Here is a 20,278-nt window from a genome sequence, read left to right as displayed (position 1 = left end):
ATACCCTCCCCCAATAAGATTGTTGGAAAAACGGCCGTCTTTGGCTGTGCGAACTGGCGAACAAATGGTATATTCGGGGACATAAATAAATTTTTTACCCGCTGACCGGGTAATCTTTACAACGATCGAGAGACTGATGGACGAACAATCTTTAAAGCAACAGGCCCTTTACTATCACGAGTTTCCTACCCCGGGGAAAATCAGCGTTACACCAAGCAAACAATTGGTCAACCAACGTGACTTAGCCCTTGCTTACTCGCCTGGCGTAGCTGCACCATGTCTTGAGATTGAACGCGATCCTTCAACTGCTGCATTGTATACCGCACGCGGTAATCTGGTCGCTGTAGTGACCAACGGTACTGCGGTGCTGGGCTTGGGTAATATTGGTCCTCTGGCTTCTAAACCAGTCATGGAAGGCAAAGGCGTATTATTTAAAAAATTCGCCGGTGTTGATGTATTCGATATCGAAATCGCTGAAAATGATCCAGATAAAATTGTAGACATTATCGCATCCTTAGAGCCGACTTTTGGCGGGATTAACCTTGAAGATATCAAGGCGCCAGAATGCTTCTACATCGAGCAAAAACTGCGTGAACGCATGAATATTCCGGTATTCCATGATGATCAGCACGGTACTTCAATTATTGTTGGTTCTGCGTTACTGAATGCCCTGCAAATTAATGGCAAAAAAATTGACGAAATCAAGATTGTGGCATCAGGTGCGGGTGCTGCAGCGCTATCTTGCTTAAATCTGCTGTGTGCTTTGGGCGCTAAAAAAGAAAACATCATCGTTGCCGATTCACGTGGTCTGCTGACCACGCATCGTGAAGGTCTGGATGAATCTAAAAAAGCGTATGTACAGGACATTGAAGCCACTCAGCTTGGTGATGTGATCGCGGGTGCAGACATGTTCCTTGGTCTTTCTGCTGCCGGCATCCTGACCAAAGAAATGGTTAAGGTGATGGCCAAAGATCCGATCATTTTCGCACTGGCGAATCCGGATCCAGAAATTCTGCCTGAACATGCACACGAAGTTCGTAATGATGTGATCATGGCCACTGGCCGTTCTGACTATCCAAACCAGGTCAATAACGCACTTTGCTTCCCATACATCTTCCGTGGGGCATTAGACGTTGGTGCAACCACGATTAACGAAGAAATGAAAATTGCCTGTGTACATGCAATTGCGCGTATGGCACACATCGAAGCGGATGCTGCAACTTATGGTGAGAAATCGGCATCATTTGGCCGTGAATACCTGATTCCGGGTCCACTGGATCAGCGCCTGATTCTTGAAATCGCACCTGCAGTGGCACAAGCAGCCATGGATTCGGGTGTAGCAACACGTCCAATTAAAGATTTCTCGCATTATCGTCAACGTTTGTCTGAGTTTGTCTATAACTCGGCATTCGTGATGAAACCGATCTTTGAACAGGCAAAATCGAATCCTAAGCGTATTGCCTATGCGGAAGGTGAAGACCTGCGTGTACTTCGCGCCGTTCAAATTGCAGTCGATGATGGTTTGGCGATCCCTATTTTGGTCGGTCGTCCAGCCGTGATTGAAGCCAATATCAAAAAATTGGGTCTACGTCTTGAAGATGGCGTGAATATCACGATTGTTGATCAGGAAAAGAATCCGGATTATGAGTTGTTTGCAGACGATTATTACCAGATCATGCAGCGTAAAGGCGTAACGCCTGAATATGCACAGCGTGAAGCGCGTCGTCGCTCTACCTTAATTGCATCGATGCTGGTCAAACATGGCATGGCAGATGGCATGCTCTGTGGTACTTATTCAAGCTACGACATTCATCTGGACTTCGTCAGCAACATCATTGGCAAAAAAGAAGGTCACAACACTTTCTTTACCCTAAATGCCTTGATGCTTGAAGATCGCAACCTGTTCATTGCCGACACCTATGTCAACACCAATCCAACGGCTGAACAGCTGGCGGAAATGACCATTCTGGCTGCTGAAGAAGTGCGCCGTTTTGGTATGACCCCACGTATTGCCCTGCTTTCTCACTCAAGTTTCGGTTCAGACCAGCATGATGCCAGCGCGCAAAAAATGCGTAAGGTATATGACATCCTGTCTGAAATCGCGCCTGAGCTAGAAGTGGAAGGTGAAATGCACGGTGATGCTGCACTGGATGAAAATATTCGCCAGTTTGCCTTCCCGAACTCACGTTTTAAAGGTTCTGCAAACTTACTGATCATGCCGAATCTGGATGCTGCCAACATTTCGTTTAACTTGTTGAAAGCAACTTCAGGCAACAACGTGACGATTGGCCCAATTCTGTTGGGTGCTGCGAAGCCGGTACATATCTTGACTCCGACTGCGACTACGCGTCGCGTGGTGAACATGACTGCACTTACCGTTGCAGAAATCCAGCAAGCGGAACAAGACGCACTTTAATCCAATGACAAGATAACGACGCATCCGCCTCGTTTCTTAACTTGAGAAAACCTCTATTCTGTAGCATGATGCTTGTAAGAATAGAGGTTTTTTCATGCAAGTTTATTTAGTAGGCGGTGCAGTTCGGGATCATTTGCTCGGACACCCCTATCACGAAAAAGATTATGTGGTCGTTGGTGCAACTCCGGCGCAAATGCTTGACTTAGGCTATCAGCCCGTAGGCAAAGATTTTCCTGTTTTCCTACACCCCAAAACAAAAGAAGAATATGCACTGGCCCGTACCGAACGTAAATCCGGCACCGGTTATCATGGTTTTGACTTTCATACCGATATCAGTGTGACCCTGGAACAGGATTTGATCCGTCGTGACCTGACCATTAATGCCATGGCGATGGATGATGCCGGTCAGATTTATGATCCTTATGGCGGTCAGCAGGATTTGAATAACCGGGTGCTGCGTCATGTTTCCGATGCTTTTGTCGAAGATCCATTACGGGTGCTGCGAATTGCCCGTTTTGCGGCCCGATATACCAGTGCGGGTTTTGTGATTGCGGATGAAACTTTAGCACTCATGCAGCGCTTGACGGAATCCGGTGAGTTGAATGCATTAACACCGGAGCGGGTCTGGAAAGAAACTTCACGTGCCTTAACAGAACGTCATGCTGATGTGTATTTTGAAGTATTGCGTCAATGTGGCGCTTTAAAAGTCTTATTTCCTGAGATAGATGCCTTATATGGTATTCCGCAACGCCCTGAATATCATCCGGAAATTGACTGCGGCATTCACACCATGATGTCCTTGCAGCAGGCGTGTCGTCAAAACTATAGCCTGGATGTACGTTTCGCCGTTTTAGTGCATGATTTGGGCAAAGCATTAACCCCGGTTGAAGAATTACCGCGGCATATCATGCATGAAGAACGTGGCATCAAGCCGGTCAATGATCTGTGTGATCGCTTAAAAGTACCGACCTATACCAAGCAACTGGCGTTGGCAGTATGTAAAGAGCATCTGAAATGTCATCAGGCATTTAATCTCAAACCCGGTACTTTATGGCGATTATTGCAGCGTCTGGACGTTTTACGTCGTCCCGAGCGTGTCGAAGCTTTTGTACAGGCCTGTGAATGTGATTCACGTGGCCGTTTAGGACTGGAAGATCGTGCCTATCCACAAGCACAATATGTACTTGATGCCATGCAGATAGTACGTGCCATTAAAGCACAAGACCTGCCTGCCGATATTCAAGGCCCGGATATTGGCGAAATGCTGATTGAACGGCGTATTCAGGCACTGGGTGAACTTAAAGCCCAACAAACTGTATCTATTGAATAAAGACAAAGCACCCGAGGGTGCTTTTTTATTGCTTCAATCATTTAGTGCAGAGACCCAGCCCTCTAAAGAGCTTAAGGAAAATCAAATCCCGATCAGGAAATATCCGCCGGGAAACTAATCACTTGCTCCAGTTTCATCTGATTGGTCGCGATCATAAGCAAGCGGTCAATTCCCAAGGCAATCCCTGAACATTCCGGCATATTCGGTAAAGCCGCCAGTAAATACTCATCAATAGGCATGATATACAGCCCAAGTCTGGCCCGCTCTGCATTATCCGTCTCAAAGCGTGAGCGCAAAACTTCAGCATCAATCAGCTCATCATAGGCATTGGCCAATTCTAAACCTTCGATATACAACTCAAAACGTGCAGCGACCAGTTCCCCATCTTCATCGATTCGGGTTTTCGCCAAAGAGGCCATTTCAGGCGGAAAATCGGTCAGGAATACTGCGGTATCAAAACCGAGACTCGGCTCCACCATATGTGAAAATAACAGGTCGATATAGCCGAGCCGATCCTCACCCAAATCCAGATTTAGACCGACACGGCGACAGCAGTCTTTCAGTTCCTGCAAGGTCGCTTGCAATGGATTAATATCCAGACGATCCATAAAGGCATGTTTATAGCTCAAAATGGTTGGACGGATTTCAGCAAAACGTGCTTTAAGCGTCACATTAAGCAGATCGGCTACTTCGAACATCAAATCTTTTAAGCTAAAGCCCGGGCGATACCATTCCAGCATGGTAAACTCGCTATTGTGCTTACGCCCATGTTCATCATCACGGAAGACTTTACAAATCTGGTAAATAGGCCCGCTGCCACTGGCCAATAAACGCTTCATGGCAAATTCAGGTGAGGTCTGTAAATAATGCGTATATGCTTTAGCCAGTACATGGCGCTGCGCCTGTACTGAAGCCAAATGCACATCGGTCACACCGGCTTGAGATAAAATTGGTGTTTCGACTTCTAATACATCCCGCTCAGCAAAAAATTGACGGATTTGTGCATATAAGGTGGCACGTGCACGCATGGCATTCAGGTCACACGTCGGCTGATAAGTGCTATTCATGCTTTTGGCCCACCATGTGCAGCCCATTCACGACGCAGCGGATAGGTTTTTCTTAAATGATCAAAAGCCTGCTGATCCACTTTGCCATCCTTGACACAAGCACGCAGATTTTGATCATCACGGGCAATATCATAAATTTGCGTTAAATATTGCTTTAGCACCATTTTTAAATTCTGATTTTGGAAAAACTGCTCGCAGACCGGAAGCTGGGTTTCGAACTGTTTATGTGCTGCAAAAGCAAAAGTTTGACAGAAAGCGTCATAGATCATTTGAGTACCACGCGCCTTGCCTTCCAGGCTATAACCGGCAATATGCGGCGTCACCAGCGTCAGCAGATCCAGAAGCTCTGCTGAAATAACCGGTTCGTGTTCAAAAACATCTAAAATCACGGTTCGTTGTGTCGCTTTAAGATCCTGGATCAGGGCGGCCTCTTCAATCACTGGCCCACGTGCAGAATTAATCAGAATTGCATCAGGCTGCATTTGCGCCAATGTAGCCGTATTGAATAAATGGTAAGTTGGATAAAGACCCGTTTGAGTTAAAGGGACATGAATCGAAATCGCATCTGCTTGCTGCAACAATTCATTAAATTCAACTTGATCAACCTGCGTTCTTTGAACCAAAGGATCATAGCCAATCACGCGCCAGCCCAAAAGTTTTGCCATATAAGCCAGACGGGTTCCAACATTACCCAAACCGACTATACCCAGGCTAAATGTTGCATTGGCATCTACTAACTCAGGACGTACATGCAGTAATGCGGTAATGACATATTCAGCCACAGCTTGTGCATTACAGCCGGCTGCATTGCTCCACTGAATCCCATGCTGTTCCAATGCAGCAATATCCAGATGATCTGTACCAATAGTGGCACTGCCTACAAACTTGATCGAACTATTCTGTAGCAGTGCTTCATTGACCTGAGTCACTGAGCGTACCAATAATGCATCTGCATCCTGAACATCCTGTGCCATTAAGCTACGGCCTGGACAATGACGAATGTCTGCAAATTCAGAAAAGAAATAATCGGTAAATGCCAGATTTTCATCTGCGACAATTTTCATAATGAGATCCATATGATGCTTGGGCATATGATAGCGCGTTGATGTCTCTGACTCTATATTTGGCACATGCGTCCATTTTTCAAGTTTTAAGCTATGAGCTGGTTATTGATGAATAAAGTATTGAATCATTGCTGCCTAAAAAGAAAAACCCCAATCTTTCGACTGGGGTTTTTAGAATTTGGCGGAAGCGGTGAGATTCGAACTCACGGAGGACTCACACCCTCGTCGGTTTTCAAGACCGGTGCATTAAACCGCTCTGCCACGCTTCCTTGGCCGCCATCATATAAATAAATCGGATTTTTGGCAATAAAATTTAGCAAAACTTTTAGCAAAAGCTGTTCATTCAGTTAAAAATCAGTCGAAACAAAAGCTGAAATGTATTTTTATTTAAAGAAGTTAATACTTAAACGATGCCAAGAGGTATTTAATTCAAGATAAAGCAACGACATGAATCAGAATTAGCTTGATAATGAATATAAAAATAAAGGCATAAAAAAACCCAGTCAATTGACTGGGTTTTTAGAATTTGGCGGAAGCGGTGAGATTCGAACTCACGGAGGACTCACACCCTCGTCGGTTTTCAAGACCGGTGCATTAAACCGCTCTGCCACGCTTCCATGGCCGACATGATATAAACAAAAATCACGCTTGGCAAATATTTTCATGCTTTCACTGCATCAATTGCACAAAATAAAATCAATTCCATTAATTTGCTGAATTTTCTGGTTTTTCATAACGAATTGAATTGATGAACCAGCGTTTCTTTCCAGAAGGTGTCAGCACTTCAGCCTCATCATCTACCTGCTTGCCCAACAACGCACGTGCCATGGGCGAACTGATCGAGATATGCTGCGGATGATGATCATAAATTTCATCGACTCCAACAATACGTAAATTTTTCTGCTCGCCTTCTTCATTTTCAATCTCGACCCAAGCTCCAAAATAGACCTTGCCTTCCTGCTCTAGAGAAAAATCGATGATTTTTAGCTCTTCAAGACGCTTGCCTAGGTATCTGACACGGCGGTCAATCTTACGCAAAATTTGCTTGTTATATTGGTAATCGGCATTTTCCGAACGGTCGCCGAGACTCGCTGCCCAGTTCACTTTTCTGGTGATTTCCGGACGCTCTTCATGCCAGAGATTCTTAAGTTCTGCCACCAATTTATCGTGTCCACCACGGGTGATTAAGTTGGATTTCATACGTCGTGCTGATCAAATTTTCAGTGTATTAACTTACAAACAGCTTATTTTATTTACCATTTCAAAACAATGAAAAAATTCAAAAAAAAATCACATTATATTTCAGTATCTTAAAATTATTTTTAATAATAATTTGTGTACAAAATTTGACAATCGTTTTTTAGATCATTAATATGCCACCTACTTCCGGAAATGCTTACTTTTTAATCTATGTAGTTTTTCTACATAATGATGCGTAAATCTCTTGTCATTTTGAATGACGTCATGACTGCCCAACCCTTATTGAATTTATCAAACTGTTAAAATTTCTGGCTATGTTGGCTGTGATTTTTAGGGCATAAATTACTTGTAGCGGAGACAACATGCACAGTAGTTCATCCACTGGGTCGAGGCTTTGCCTACGATCTGTAATTTCTTCTCTCCCTTTGAAAGCACTTGTACTGAGCACTGCATTTATTCCCTTTCACAGTATCAATGCAAGTAAGACCACACTTCAGTTTGATCATGTGGTCAATAGCAATAAGCTGACCGTGGTTGCAGTCGAAAATCCGACCACCGTATTTCAGGATGGACAACATCTGCATGGCTTCGGTTATGACCTGGTGCGCAACTATGCCAACAGTCTGAATGTGAAACTGGATTTTAAAATTGTCCCGAATAATGCCACTGCACTGCAATGGGTTGCTCAGGGCAAAGCCAATCTGGCCATGACCACCACCGATTTAGGTGAAATTGAAAATAAGCGCCTGACTTCATTCTCCGCCACCTGTGGTGATCAGTCTATTTTGGTGAGTAATGGCTTGAATACCAATTTAAATCTGGTATTTAAATCTGCCACAGATCCCTTGAGCCAGACTGCTAGTGCTTTTATCTGTAAAGGCAAACAAAGTGGTGCCATCAAGCAGCTTGCTTCATTTTATAATCAGAATGTGGTGAAAGAGGAATCTTGGACAGCCATTCAACGTGATTTGAGCAACCGGTTACCGATCTATAAAGCAAGCTTTAAACAGACAGCGCAGCAATATGATCTAGATTGGCATTTATTAGCTGCCATTGGTTATCAGGAATCTTATCTGAAACCGAACTCAGTCTCTCCGACAGGTGTTCGCGGTTTGATGATGCTGACCAATAGCACTGCTAAAGCAATGGGTGTGAGCAATCGTACCGATCCAGCCCAAAGCATTCAGGGTGGTGCCAAGTATTATGATCAAATGCTGAGCCGCTATGAGCATATTCCTTATCCAGATCGCAACTGGTTTGCACTGGTCGCTTATAATATGGGCCCAGGTGCAGTGAATCAGTTACAAAAACGCATTCAGTCACAAGGCAAGAATCCAAATAACTGGGTCAACCTCTATGCCTATCTGGATCAGAATAAAGCCAATAACGGCCGCTATCGTCAGGCAGTACAATATGTAACCCGTATTCGTGCTTATCTGGAACACATCAAGACCACACCACAATTGGTGAATATCTAAGGTCTGATGAGCTGGATTTTATTCTATCCGGCGATAAAAAAGCTTACCTCAAAGGTAAGCTTTTTTTGTGCTCATTTCAGCTGATGTTCAGCAAAATTAAGCCGTCGTATTTTCAAGTACTTTCTTGAATAGATCTTTTTGTTCCTGACTCGGTTTGGCAGTTTGAAGTGCCATCAATTGAGACATATCACCCTGTACTTTGATTTTACCGGTCATAAATGCCTGCATGGCTGCGGCCATATCAAACTCCAGAAAAACTTTACGTAACGTTTCGCCGTCCATATTCAAAGTCGTTTTGGCATTTGAAGACAAACCTTTTTTAATTGCTCCACCATCTAAAGATAGTTCAGTATTACCTGTAGTGTCCGCTACAACCAAATTAATCGCCAGGTTCGCCAAAGCTGGTGGCAAGTTTAAATCGCCAGCTTGCGCAGTAAGTGTTTCTACAGTTGAAAACCAATCATCAGTTAAAAAAGCAGGCATGATCTTTCCTCAAATTATTTGTTCATTTGTGTCGACTATCCAGACGACATCATGTTGAAGCTATTATGCTCGTGCTTTGTTATATCATGATCATTAGCGCAAAGGCTAACGAATTTTGTACGCGTCGTTCAATTTTTGTAGTTCTATTTTTATTTGTTTTTCATACAGACATCAACCCGAAGGCTGATATCTGCGTACTGAAATTATTCTGCGGCAAAGCCCAGATTGACCATATTAATCCGGCGTTTCTCGCCTTCCAGCGCTTCTTCAGTCGAACAGCTGTCTTTGAAATCAAATTCGCGCTGGCTGTCCAGCACTTCAAAGTCAAACAATTCACGATCGACCAGCTGTGATGGCGAGACATTTTGCAATGCACCAAAAATACTGTGCAGACGTTTTGGATGTGCCTTATCCCAATCACGTAACATGTCATTGATAATTGCGCGCTGCAGGTTCGCCTGAGAGCCACATAAATTACATGGAATAATTGGAAATTGACGCATTTCTGCATATTTGATGATGTCTTTTTCTTCCACATAAGCCAGTGGACGAATCAGAATGTTCTTTTTGTCAGAAGACAACAGTTTTGGTGGCATGGCCTTCAAGCTGCCGCCATGGAACAGGTTCAGGAAGAAGGTCGCCAGAATATCATCACGGTGATGCCCCAGCGCAACCTTGGTCGCACCAATTTCCTGGGCAAAGCCATACAAAGAGCCACGGCGCAGACGCGAACAGACGGCGCAATAAGTCTTACCTTCCGGGGTCAACTTTTTGGTGATGCTGTAGGTGTCTTTTTCCAGAATGTAATACGGAATGTTATTTTCTTCTAAATAACGTGGTAATACATCTTCCGGGAAGCCTGGCTGTTTCTGATCCAGATTCACCGCCACGACATCAAAGTTGATCGGTGCGATACGCTTGAACTGCAACATGATATCTAACAGGGTGTAACTGTCTTTACCACCTGAAATACACACCATGACCTTATCGCCTTCTTCAATCATTTTGAAGTCACGAATGGCATGTCCGACCTGGCGACGCAGCTTCTTCAACAAACGATAGTAGGCTGAGCTTGTTGGCAGTTCAGGTTTGAAATTAAATCCTTGTTCGGACTCAACTGGCGAGTACATAGACGAGATTCACCCATAAATAAAAATACCGCGCAATTTTAGCCGATTCAGGCCCGCATCGCATCAAAAGAATTTATTTTCATGCAAATGTCATATTAGTTTCATTTTCATGTTTTATTTAGATTGATATATTGAACGTTTCAGTTCAATTAATCAGCAAGATGCCTAGTTTTTGGACTTTTCCACAGTTGTCCACAAAAGTTGTGGATAACTTTGTGGATTGAAACGCACTTGACAAGTTCTTCGTCTCAAAAGATAAGGCTTTTCTTTAAATTGATCACTTTTTAACCAATTTAATTATTAATAAAAATCAACTAGTTAAACCTGTCAACCCTAAGGTTTTAAATTAAATCATATTTTTTTTCTAACTCTAAAATGTAAAAAATGGCTTGCACTTACAAACTCGTTTATAAATGCAGCGTACAAGTCTTTTCATTCCGTAATTTTTTGTTAAACTCATCATTAAATTTTTCTCGATTGTGTTTACCTAATATAAACAATGAAAATAAATTTGCGTGTTTTGGGGTGTCATGGGATCAGTGCTGTGCTATTGGCGAGTTGTTGCCAGTTGGTCTATGCCGGTCAAACCATTTATCAGTTGCGCGATAGCAATGGCAGCACCTTATTAACCAATAAGAAAAGTCGCTATAACCATCTTCAGGTTGAAAAGAAGACCTATTATCCAGACAGTAATATTCATAGTTATAGCAATTGGGGTTCCAGTGAAGCTTCGGTCTTGCCGAGCTATAGTAGAAATAAAAATGCTTATGATTCGATTATTCGCCAGGCAGCGCAAACCTATGGTGTCTCTGAAGGCCTGATCAAAGCCGTGATGCATACCGAGTCCGGTTTTAATGTACAGGCTCGTTCTCCAGTCGGTGCACAAGGCCTGATGCAACTCATGCCGGCGACAGCACGTCGTTTTAATGTCAGCAATGCCTATGACCCGCAGCAGAATATTATGGCTGGGGCCAAATATCTGGCCTGGTTATTGAAACGCTTTAATGGCAATACCACCTTGGCACTGGCAGGTTATAATGCCGGCGAAGGCAATGTGGCCAAATATAAGGGTGTGCCACCTTTTCGTGAAACTCAGGACTATGTCCGCCGTGTCAGCAGCCGTTATCAGAACTTGTACGCACAGGGACTGGGCAGCACCAGTGGTACATATACCGCTTCTTCTGATACTGGTCGTGTCATTGCCAGCTCTGCCAATTATTCAACTGAAACCACGACGGCGTCCAATGTTCAGGCAGCAAAATATCAGCGTCAGATCATTGCACGAGCAGATGGTAGCTTCACTGATGCACCGATGGGTTCTTATGCCACTGCCAATGCGACAGCATCTGCAAAAATATATTTAAGTGAGTAATTTTGAAACAGCTTTGTTTTTAAAGACCTATCTTTCAATATGGACAAAAAACATACTGTCTTTTTGTAGCGAATTGCTATTTTTTTCTTGAAATCTTATCGATTTCACCTCATATTGATTTCAATGATTTACATTCAATAATCAGATTATTTTTCTGTAATAAGAGGATTTCTCAATGATGCGGATTGGTTTGTTCTTGCTAACCAACCTCGCGGTACTGGTTGTAGCTGGCATTATCTTGTCACTCTTCGGTGTCGGTAGTTACCATGGCGCAGGTGGCTTGAATCTAGGCAACCTGTTGGTCATCTGTTTCGTGTTCGGTATGGTTGGCTCAATGATTTCCCTGTTCATGTCTAAATGGATGGCGAAAAAGACCACGGGTACTGAACTGATTGACCCGAATGCACCTCGTAACCAAGCTGAAGCCTGGTTGCTCCATGAAGTTGCACAACTTTCTCAGCGTGCAGGCATTAAAATGCCGGAAGTGGGTATTTTCCCATCTTATCAATCCAATGCCTTTGCCACTGGCTGGAATAAAAACGATGCTTTAGTAGCCGTATCGACTGGTCTGCTTGAGCGTATGAACAAAGACGAGCTTCGTGCAGTATTGGCGCATGAGATTGGTCACGTCGCCAATGGTGATATGGTCACTCTGGCACTGATTCAGGGTGTTGTGAACGCCTTCGTCATGTTCTTCGCACGTGTCGCGGGTGATTTTATTGACCGTAACGTTTTTGGTCGTGAAGAAGGTGAAGCACCGGGTATTGCCTATTTTGTAATTACCATCGTACTGGATATCGTATTCGGTATTCTGGCGTCGTCGATTGTGATGTGGTTCTCCCGTCAGCGTGAGTATCGTGCCGATGAAGCAGGTGCGCGCTTGGCAGGTAAACAGGCTATGATTTCAGCATTATTGCGCTTACAGGCAGAGTCTGAAATGCCAGATGCCATGCCGAAAGAAATGAAAGCATTTGCGATTTCTGCGGGTAAAGAAGAAGGTTTTAGCCTTGCTGCATTGTTCCAGACGCATCCAAGCATCGAACAGCGTGTCGCTGCATTACAACAGCTTGATTGTGCTTAATCTAAAACATGCACAAGTAATACCCATATTAATTCAAAAAAGCCTGCAGTAATTGCAGGCTTTTTTATTGGATTCATTCGCGTATTCTTTAGCTCAATTTAATCAGCTGATCCATTGATACAGCGCCATAATGCCCCATCCGATCGCGAAAACAAACAGGATCAGGAATATGGTGCCCAAAATATCCGGGATATGAATCCAGATCCAGGCCACTACAGGATTGCGCCAAAATACAGATTGCTGCTGTTTGCGTTCTAGGCTTTCATGCAAAAAAGGGTGTACCACATGTCGATCACTGTGAATCTGATATTCTTCACGAATATGAACATGCACCACATCAAGCGCCTTGCGACTGGGACGAATAAAAATATCAAAAATGGTGCCTGCCACTGGAATAAATCCAACCACCGCATCCATCACCGCCAGTTTCATGACCGGATTCAGCTTGGCACTCGGCACCCCAATCTGTTTGGCCTTATGAATGGCATAACAGGTCAATACAAAACCGGCGATATCTCCAGCGACCGGAATCGTACTCAGCGCGGCATCTGCCCCTACCCCTTGCTTGGTAAATGGAATACGTACCACTGAATCCATCATGTTGGCAAACTTGGCCAGATCACGTTCCAGACGAATGACCTCTTGTTGACTCAGTTTTGTTTTTTGTCCAGGCTCAGGCATATGTGATTCCAAAAATAGGGCTGACTTTCATCAGCATAAATTATTTTGAGACCAAAGTTGTAGCAATCTGTGAATTAAAACAATAATTTGGAAGCAACAAATAGATAAATAATCACACCGGTGGCATCACAAATAGAGGTCACCAAAGGTGCAGAGGCACTGGCCGGATCCATCTTAAACTTGTTCAGAATAAAAGGCAGACTCATGCCGATCAGGCAGCCCATCAGCACAATGCCGAGCATACTGATCGCCAGAACCACAGCCACCATGATATCCCCTCGGACATAACCCAACACCGAGACAGCCAGTGCCATGGTACCACCCAGACACAACGCCACCAAGGTTTCCCGGCTGAGCAGGCTAAACCAGTCTCTAAACTCTACATCACCGGTGGCCAAAGCACGCACCATCAAGGTCGCCGACTGCGAGCCGGCATTACCACCACTGCCCACCAGCAATGGCAGAAAAAAAACCAGAACAATATGCGCGGCAATGGTCTCTTCATAATGTGCAATGCCAATGCCGGACAATAGACTGCCAAAGACCAGAATCACCAGCCAAGATACGCGCTTCTGGTACAATGTAAAAATAGGCGCAGTTTTTAAACTTAACTCAGTTAAGGGCTCAACCGCCCCTGACTTTAAAATATCCTCGGTGGTTTCGGCTTCCATGATGTCCATGGCATCATCATAAGTGACAATTCCAAGAATTTTTTTATGCTCATCGACAATCGGCAAAGCCATAAAATCATAATAGGTTAAAGTTTTTGCGACGTCTTCTTGGTCATCCCCAATCTTGGCGTAAATCACATCTCTTTGCATGATCTCGGCAATGCTGGTTTCAGGACTGGCCTGAATCATCTGCCTTAAAGAGACTACCCCGATCAGCTGGTCCTGCTCATCAACAATATAAATCAGATACAGGGTTTCCTGATCTGCGGCCACCACACGCAACATTTGGATAGCGTCATGAATCGACAGATCCTGATGCAAAGAAACAAAACTGGAGCTCATCAGCGCACCAGCAGTCCCTTCAGGATAAATCGCCAGATCTTTTAGGGTTTGCCGACTCGCTTCGGACAATTTTGCCATGAGCTGCTGCTGCAGCTGTGGAGAACATCGTTTATAAACATCGACAAAGTTGTCCGAATCGAGCGCATTTAAAATCGCAATAATCTGTGCGACCGGTAATTGCTCAGCCAGACTGACTTGTTGGCTGAGTGGCATAAACTCGAATACCCGGCTCGGTTCTTTGAGTTCCTGAAAAATCCGGATCTGTTCTTCTAACTTCAAACCTTTTAAAATACTGGCCTGATCGGCGACATTCAGCTCATTTAATAAGCCAATCGCCATAGCATGGTTTTCAGAACGGATCTGCTGTTGAATATGCTGTATTTTTTCTGAAATTTTCGGCATAGGCAGTCCATGGTTATAAGCGCAAAGGCGTGGATTTTAGCATCATCCTCCGAACATTACCCCTGCTCTCAGTGCATCTAAATCATCACAGCCGGATTGAGTCAGGCTATGGATTGTTTTTCTGAGCGCACGATCATGAATCAACCGGTTCTTTTTTAGCCATTAAACTTCGAATCATCACATACATAAAGGGAATAAAAATTAGCACCAGCACGGTTCCAAAAATTACGCCGCCGAATACACTGACACCAATTTCCTGACGGCTTACCGCACCTGCTCCCGTGGCAAAGACCAAAGGTAAAATTCCGGCGCCAAAAGCCAAGGAAGTCATCAGGATCGGACGCAGACGCAGGGAAGCACCTTCCAATGCTGCCTCCACCACCGATTTTCCCTGTTGCTGTGCCAGCGAAGCAAATTCCACAATCAGAATGGCATTCTTACAGGACAAGCCAATGGTGGTCAGCAAGGCAATCTGGAAATAGATATCATTCGGGAAGCCAGCCAAATAACTGAAAATAATATTGCCGCCAATACCAAGAGGAATTGCTGACATTACCGCCGTTGGAATACTCCAGCTTTCATACAATGCGGCCAGACACAGGAAAATAAAACCTATCGAAATCAGATACAGCCAGATGGCCTGATTATTGGACTGTTTTTCTTCAAAGGATAAACCGCTCCAGACCACATCTACACCGTCCTGTTCAGCAATCAGCGCCTCTACATCCTGCATGGCCTGACCGGAGCTGCTGCCTTGAGCCCGATCTGCTTCCATCTGTAGTGCGGTATAGCCCATGAAACGGTTGACCACTTCCGGACCACCACTCCAGTCCACTTGCGAGAAGTTACTAAAAGGCACCATTTGATTCTGGTCATTGCGGACATGCCATTGTGCCAGATCTTCCGGCTTGGAACGAAATTCGGCATCGCCCTGCATGATCACCCGTTTAATCCGGCCGCGATCAATAAAGTCATTGATATAACTGCCACCCCAAGCGCTAGATAAGGTGCTGTTAATTGCCGTTTGGGTCAGACCATTGGCCATGGCCTGTTTTTGGTCAATATTGACGCGTAGTTCGGCTTTTTCAGGATTAGAACGTTTACCCAGATTTTCAAAGCTTGCATAATTGCCAGCCTGAGCTTCCAGTGCCTGAAATTGCTGTTCCAGATACTGCCGGCCATTACCATTGATATCCCGAATCCAGAAATCCAGACCATCGGTTTGTCCCAGACCATTGACTGACGCGGGCATGGATACGTTGATTTGTGCATTAGGGTTACTTTGAAAATGCTTCAAAGCCCGTTCACGAATCGCGGGTGCGGTATTGTCCTGACCGGAACGTTCATTCCAGTGTTTTAATGCCACAAAACCGGTGGCCAGATTCTGGCCAGTTCCCGAGAAATTGCGGCCATAACGAATCATCACCAGACTGACATTGGCCTGTTCCTGATCCAGAAAATATTTACGAACCTCTTCTCCGACCTGAATGGTATTTTTCATCGGAGCACCTTCCTGCACTTTGATTTGCAGGCTTAAAATCCCCTGATCTTCACTCGGCAAAAAACTGGTTGGCAAAGCACGGTAAAACAGTGCAAAGACACAGATCAAGCCGGCAAAAAGCAGTAAACAAATGACCTGATGCTGAATCGTGACTTTGGAAAGATGCAGATAACGATGCTTTAAATGATCCAGCTTCTGGTTAAACCATGCCGCCCATTTTGCCGGTTTCGGATTCGGTTTCAGAATGAGCGCACACAGTGCTGGGGTTAGAATCAAGGCCACCAATAAGGATAAGGACATGGCCGCAACCAAAGTGATGGAGAACTGTCGGTAGATCACCCCGGTAGAACCGCCAAAGAACGCCATCGGAATAAAGACTGCGGTTAGAACTAAGGTAATTCCGACCAATGCCCCACTAATTTCCTGCATGGACTCTAACGCCGCCTCTTTGGCAGACAAATGCTGTTCATGCATCAGCCGTTCCACGTTTTCTACCACCACAATCGCATCATCAACCAATAGTCCAATAGCCAGAACCAAAGCGAATAAGGTTAAGGTATTGATACTCATGCCCAGTGCATACAGCACTGCCATGGTTCCCAAAATCACCACCGGCACCGTTACGGTAGGAATCAAGGTGGCACGCCAGTTCTGCAAGAAAATGAACATCACCATGATAACCAGAATGATCGCTTCGATCAGGGTTTTGACCACCTCTTTAATCGACTCTTGTACAAAGGGCGTATTGTCTCGTGGATAGGCAATTTTATAGCCTTCGGGCAATTGCTGGGAAATACGGGCAACTTCAGCTTTAATCAAGTTTGAGGTGGCAATGGCATTGGCACCTGAGGCCAGAGAAATCCCAAGACCTGCCGAAGGATAACCATTGTTGGTGCTATAAGACTGATAACTTTCAGCACCAAGTTCGACCCGTGCAATATCTTTTAAATAAATAAAACTACCGGCACGATCCGATTTGACAATAATATTCTGGAATTCTTCAACGGTTTTTAGACGGGAACCCGAGGTGACTTTAGCATTCAGGTATTGTTCATCCACTGCCGGCAAATCCCCAATCGCGCCCGCAGCCACCTGAGTATTCTGAGCTTCAATGGCGGCACGAACATCGCTTGGCATCAGCTTATACTGTTTGAGTTTTCCTGGATCCAGCCAGATCCGCATCGCATATTGAGAACCAAAAACATCGACTTCACCAATGCCTTCAATTCGGGAAATGTCCTGCTCCAGATGTGTCATCAAGTAATCAGAAAGTTCAATATTGTTACTGCGGCCGGACTCATCATACAGGCTGATCACCATATGGGTATCGCCGAGAGATTTAAACACGTTAACGCCCTGGCGTTGGACATCTTCCGGTAAACGGTTCAATACCCCATTAATCGCATTTTGTACCTGAACCTGTGCTGTATCGGGGTCGGTACCATTTTCAAAGCTGATGCTGACCCGGCTGCGCCCTGAAGAATCACTACTCGAACTAAAATACAGTAAATGGTCAATCCCTTTAATCTGCTGCTCCAGCACCTGGGTCACGCTTTCTTCCACAGTTTCCGCAGAAGCGCCACTATAGGTTGCTGCCACCGTTATCCGTGGCGGGGCAATATCCGGATAACGTTCCACTGGCAGGTTCATCACTGCGAACAGGCCAATCGCCATCACGACAATCGCCAATACCCCAGCAAAGATCGGGCGGTGGATAAAAAATTTAGACAGCATAAGTCCGAGTCACTTTTTAATTAAATAGGGATGAATTTAGACCAAATACGAGCAAGCTATATCTAAGTATTCAGTGACATAGCAGTAAAATGCAAGAATTAAACACATAATAACTGTGATAAAAACCAATCATGGAGAAATTATGGATGATCTTACTTGAATACTTTCTTGAGGTTGCCATTTCCTATTTATTAATAGCATTTTTCCAAATAAAAAACCCTGCAGATGCAGGGTTTTTTGGTGAATCAATTCAGCAGATTAAGCACTGAACTGGTTCATTGTGTTTTTAGCGTCATCACCAGCTTTCAATGCATTGTCACCAGCGAAGATTTCTTTGTGGTCATCACCGATGTCAGAACCAGCCATTGCCTGGTGTTTAACACATGCGATACCGCCGCGGATTTCTTTACGTTGTACGCCAGCAACATAAGCCAACATGCCTTCAGAACCGAAGTAACCTTGAGCAAGTTCATGCGTAGAAAGTGCAGCTGTGTGGTAAGTCGGAAGTGTGATCAAGTGATGGAACACACCCGCTTCACGCGCAGCATCTGCTTGGAAGGTACGAACTTTTTCGTCAGCTTCAGCAGCCAGTTCAGTTGCATCGTACTCAGCGCTCATTAACTTAGCACGGTCGTAAGCAGAAACGTCTTTACCTTCAGCAACCCAACGGTCATACGCTTGTTGACGGAAGTTAAGCGTCCAGTTGAATGAAGGTGAGTTGTTGTATACAAGTTTCGCATTTGGAACTGTTTCTTTCACACGGTTTACCATGTGAGCGATTTCAGCAACGTTTGGTGTCGCAGTTTCGATCCAAAGAAGATCAGCACCATTTTGCAAGCTGGTTACACAGTCAAGTACAACGCGGTCAATTTGCGTGCCTTCACGGAACTGGTACAAGCCAGAAGCAAGACGTTTAGGACGGTGAAGTTTGCCATCACGTTTGATCAGGATTTCATCTTCTTGTGCATCAGCGATATCAATTTCAGATGTTTCCAAGTAGCTGATATATTGAGAAGCGATGTCGCCTGGCTCTTTAACCACTGGGATTTTTTGAGTCAGGTCAGCACCTTCAGAGTCAGTACGTGCAACGATGATACCGTCGTCAAGACCCATTTCAAGGAATGCATAGCGAAGTGCGTGGATTTTCGCGATGAAGTCTTCGTGTGGCACAGTTACTTTACCAGCTTGGTGACCACATTGTTTCGCGTCAGACACCTGGTTTTCGATTTGTAGTGCACATGCACCCGCTTCGATCATTTTCTTAGCTAAAAGATAAGTCGCTTCTTCGTTACCGAAACCCGCATCAATGTCCGCAATAATTGGCACAACGTGAGTTTGGAAGTTGTCGATTTGTGAAGTCAATTCAGCTGCTTTAGCAGTATCGCCTGCTTCTTGTGCTTTTTTAAGTGCACGGAACAAGTCGTTCAATTCTTTCGCGTCAGCTTGACGTAAGAATGTGTAGATTTCTTCGATCAATGCAGGAACAGAAGTTTTTTCGTGCATAGATTGGTCAGGAAGTGGACCAAATTCTGAACGAAGTGCTGCAACCATCCAACCAGAAAGGTAAATGTAGCGACGTTCAGTCGTACCGAAGTATTTTTTGTTGGCAATCATTTTTTGTTGTGCGATGAAACCATGCCAGCAACCTAATGATTGAGTGTATTTGCTAGAGTCTGCATCATAAGCAGCCATATCACGACGCATAATTGCCGCGGTATATTTCGCAATGTCTAAACCAGTTTTGAAACGGTTTTGGATTTGCATACGCGCAGCATCTTCAGGACTGATGTCTGCCCAAGTGTTACCGAATTTCGCTTTCAATTCGCGGATTGCATCAATCGCTGTTTGGTATGTAGTCATGATATTTTCCTGTAATAATATTAGGATTTTTCTGCAACGAACCGTTCAAATCACACCCTCAGTAACTTGTTTAGATTTTCGCCGGTCCGTTGGGATAGCTAAAGATTAGTGGGCTTATGAAAATTAATCCAATAGTCTGCAAGAATCTTCAGTATTTATTTAAAAAATGAGTAGATGAAAGTCTTAGTATAATCCTGTGATTTTAAAATAAGATATTGTTTTATTTTATATTTTACTAAAATAAAACTGATCGTTTTTCACTCATACTGCTTAAAAATACTTCATTAGACTTAAGTCTGGGCTTGGCTCAAATCCACTTTTATTAAAAAATAATCATGATTTTGAATTATTTCTTAGGCTGAAGCATTTATCAAGATAGCATACTTTTCACGCAATTATTCACGCACTCACACCTGTATTTTTAAAGTTTAAAGCTTGGTTATGGAGCTGTTGATCTGCATACATG

The 20,278-nt window shown here is 44.3% G+C and carries 14 protein-coding genes and 2 tRNA genes; 5 read left to right on the top strand and 11 right to left on the bottom strand.

What is annotated here, in order from left to right; translation table 11 throughout:
• Positions 1–136 precede the first annotated feature (136 nt).
• On the top strand, positions 137–2,416 hold the full coding sequence (locus FTU45_RS07825; protein WP_180040615.1) for an NADP-dependent malic enzyme: 2,280 nt from the start codon (positions 137–139) through the stop codon (positions 2,414–2,416).
• Between the two features lie 94 nt (positions 2,417–2,510).
• Positions 2,511–3,746, top strand: coding sequence for a multifunctional CCA addition/repair protein (locus FTU45_RS07820; protein ID WP_074383390.1), 1,236 nt, complete (start codon positions 2,511–2,513; stop codon positions 3,744–3,746).
• A gap of 92 nt (positions 3,747–3,838) precedes the next feature.
• Here the strand turns inward: FTU45_RS07820 and epmA are convergent, their stop codons facing one another.
• The 5 genes from epmA to greB all read right to left on the bottom strand — a co-directional run bounded on the left by epmA (position 3,839) and on the right by greB (position 7,077).
• The gene (gene epmA / locus FTU45_RS07815) at positions 3,839–4,813 is read right to left on the bottom strand and encodes an EF-P lysine aminoacylase EpmA (RefSeq protein ID WP_180076226.1); all 975 of its coding nucleotides are present in this window, start codon (positions 4,811–4,813) and stop codon (positions 3,839–3,841) included.
• Entirely contained in the window at positions 4,810–5,877 is a 1,068-nt protein-coding gene (locus FTU45_RS07810) for a 4-phosphoerythronate dehydrogenase (protein ID WP_180076225.1), read from the bottom strand. The genes epmA and FTU45_RS07810 overlap by 4 nt, the downstream gene beginning before the upstream one ends.
• A gap of 179 nt (positions 5,878–6,056) precedes the next feature.
• Positions 6,057–6,146, bottom strand: a tRNA-Ser gene (locus tag FTU45_RS07805).
• 258 nt (positions 6,147–6,404) lie between these two features.
• Positions 6,405–6,494: transfer RNA gene (locus FTU45_RS07800), tRNA-Ser, on the bottom strand.
• An 88-nt stretch (positions 6,495–6,582) separates the two neighbouring features.
• Positions 6,583–7,077 carry a transcription elongation factor GreB gene (gene greB / locus FTU45_RS07795; RefSeq protein WP_180076224.1) on the bottom strand — a complete coding sequence of 165 codons (495 nt, stop codon included), beginning with the start codon at positions 7,075–7,077 and terminating at the stop codon, positions 6,583–6,585.
• Positions 7,078–7,439: 362 nt separating this feature from the next.
• Here greB and FTU45_RS07790 point away from each other — a divergent pair, with 362 nt between their 5' ends.
• Positions 7,440–8,555, top strand: a complete 1,116-nt coding sequence (locus FTU45_RS07790; protein WP_005097690.1) for a transglycosylase SLT domain-containing protein — start codon at positions 7,440–7,442, stop codon at positions 8,553–8,555.
• A gap of 96 nt (positions 8,556–8,651) precedes the next feature.
• Here the strand turns inward: FTU45_RS07790 and FTU45_RS07785 are convergent, their stop codons facing one another.
• Positions 8,652–9,038, bottom strand: a complete 387-nt coding sequence (locus FTU45_RS07785; RefSeq protein WP_004280536.1) for an SCP2 sterol-binding domain-containing protein — start codon at positions 9,036–9,038, stop codon at positions 8,652–8,654.
• A 203-nt stretch (positions 9,039–9,241) separates the two neighbouring features.
• Positions 9,242–10,168: a tRNA 2-thiocytidine(32) synthetase TtcA gene (ttcA, locus tag FTU45_RS07780; protein WP_005097691.1), complete on the bottom strand. Its 927-nt coding sequence runs from the start codon at positions 10,166–10,168 to the stop codon at positions 9,242–9,244.
• Between the two features lie 499 nt (positions 10,169–10,667).
• Here ttcA and FTU45_RS07775 point away from each other — a divergent pair, with 499 nt between their 5' ends.
• Complete coding sequence (locus FTU45_RS07775; protein ID WP_005097692.1) at positions 10,668–11,540, top strand: lytic transglycosylase domain-containing protein; 873 nt, start codon at positions 10,668–10,670, stop codon at positions 11,538–11,540.
• 175 nt (positions 11,541–11,715) lie between these two features.
• Positions 11,716–12,621, top strand: coding sequence for a protease HtpX (gene htpX / locus FTU45_RS07770; protein ID WP_005097694.1), 906 nt, complete (start codon positions 11,716–11,718; stop codon positions 12,619–12,621).
• 102 nt (positions 12,622–12,723) lie between these two features.
• On the opposite strand, the gene FTU45_RS07765 is transcribed toward htpX, so the two are convergent.
• The 4 genes from FTU45_RS07765 to FTU45_RS07750 all read right to left on the bottom strand — a co-directional run bounded on the left by FTU45_RS07765 (position 12,724) and on the right by FTU45_RS07750 (position 19,812).
• Complete coding sequence (locus tag FTU45_RS07765) at positions 12,724–13,302, bottom strand: DUF4112 domain-containing protein (protein ID WP_180076223.1); 579 nt, start codon at positions 13,300–13,302, stop codon at positions 12,724–12,726.
• A 74-nt stretch (positions 13,303–13,376) separates the two neighbouring features.
• The gene (gene mgtE / locus FTU45_RS07760) at positions 13,377–14,717 is read right to left on the bottom strand and encodes a magnesium transporter (protein WP_005097697.1); all 1,341 of its coding nucleotides are present in this window, start codon (positions 14,715–14,717) and stop codon (positions 13,377–13,379) included.
• Positions 14,718–14,850: 133 nt separating this feature from the next.
• Positions 14,851–17,952 (bottom strand): multidrug efflux RND transporter permease subunit, encoded by a 3,102-nt coding sequence (locus tag FTU45_RS07755; protein ID WP_100534864.1) that lies wholly within the window; start codon positions 17,950–17,952, stop codon positions 14,851–14,853.
• A gap of 258 nt (positions 17,953–18,210) precedes the next feature.
• Positions 18,211–19,812 (bottom strand): isocitrate lyase, encoded by a 1,602-nt coding sequence (locus FTU45_RS07750; RefSeq protein ID WP_005169883.1) that lies wholly within the window; start codon positions 19,810–19,812, stop codon positions 18,211–18,213.
• Positions 19,813–20,278 lie beyond the last annotated feature (466 nt).

This window comes from Acinetobacter sp. YH12106, assembly GCF_013418995.1.
In the GTDB taxonomy this organism is placed as follows: Bacteria; Pseudomonadota; Gammaproteobacteria; order Pseudomonadales; family Moraxellaceae; genus Acinetobacter; species Acinetobacter pseudolwoffii.
The sequence above is the reverse complement of the archived record's forward strand: the minus strand, read 5'-3'. Positions and strand labels throughout refer to the sequence as shown.